This is a genomic window from Bartonella sp. AC329YNZD (assembly GCF_042196685.1).
GTDB lineage: Bacteria > Pseudomonadota > Alphaproteobacteria > Rhizobiales > Rhizobiaceae > Bartonella.
Genome location: NZ_JBHIQS010000094.1, coordinates 1 through 913 on the forward strand (window position 1 = coordinate 1; position 913 = coordinate 913).

Annotated in this window: 1 protein-coding gene; it reads left to right on the forward strand. The window is 43.0% G+C overall.

Annotated features, from left to right (window positions below; genetic code table 11):
* Positions 1 to 98: 98 nt before the first annotated feature.
* Positions 99 to 913 (forward strand): phage tail protein (locus tag ACFIMW_RS09400; RefSeq protein WP_375608910.1); only part of this gene is annotated, 815 nt, incomplete at its 3' end.

Below are 913 nucleotides of genomic sequence, written 5' to 3' on the forward strand. Positions count from 1 at the left end.
CATTCATATGCGTGATGTTTCAGTAGCAAGTTTTGGAGAACATGAGACACGCCCGGTTAATATGAGTGTTGTGTTTGCGATTAAGACGTGAGGTTAAGATGTCGACGATTTATGATTGGTCTTTAAGTGCATCCGAGAATGGTGGTGCGGATGATCTGATTAATTGGTCAGAAGGACAACATCCAAACACAGTCAACAACAGTGCACGTTTTATGATGCAGCGAGTGCGTGAGTATTTATCGGATATGGGGGGTGTGATTGAAGCGGTTGTTACGGTTGATGATAAACAAAAAACGAGTGCGATACGTCTTCAAAGTCAAATGGCATTTTTAGCGTATAAGAATGGGATATCGCTTTGTTTTAAAGTGAAGGGTAAGAATGTTGGGGCGACAACGATTGCGTTGAATAATTTAGCCGGCAAGCCCGTTTATAAGGCAACAGAAACTGGTTTATTAGCTTTATCGGGAGGAGAGTTACAAAATGACTGTTTGTATAGGATTGTGTATGATGAAGCTCTCACGGGTTGGCAAGTTCTCAATCCTACAAGGGAAAAAGTTACTTCCTTAAAACGTTTACCGTCAGGTCTGATAGGACCTTTTGCAATGGAACGCTTGCCGGATGATTGGTTAGCATGTGATGGGAAGGCTTATCCGCGGCTTGTCTATTGGGATTTATTTTGTGCGATAGGGACGACGTGGGGAGAAGGAGATGGCATTTCGACGTTTAATGTTCCAGATTTACGGGGGATGTTTTTACGGGGCATGGATTATGAGCGCAATCTAGACCCTTGGCGTTCTTTTGCAAGTCAGCAAGCTTGTTCTTTAAAAGCACATGAGCATTTTATAGGTCCCGCCTCTTCTGATGGTCGTTCTTCACGGAAAAGACGGGATGTTTCTTCTTCTGAAGTTTCTTT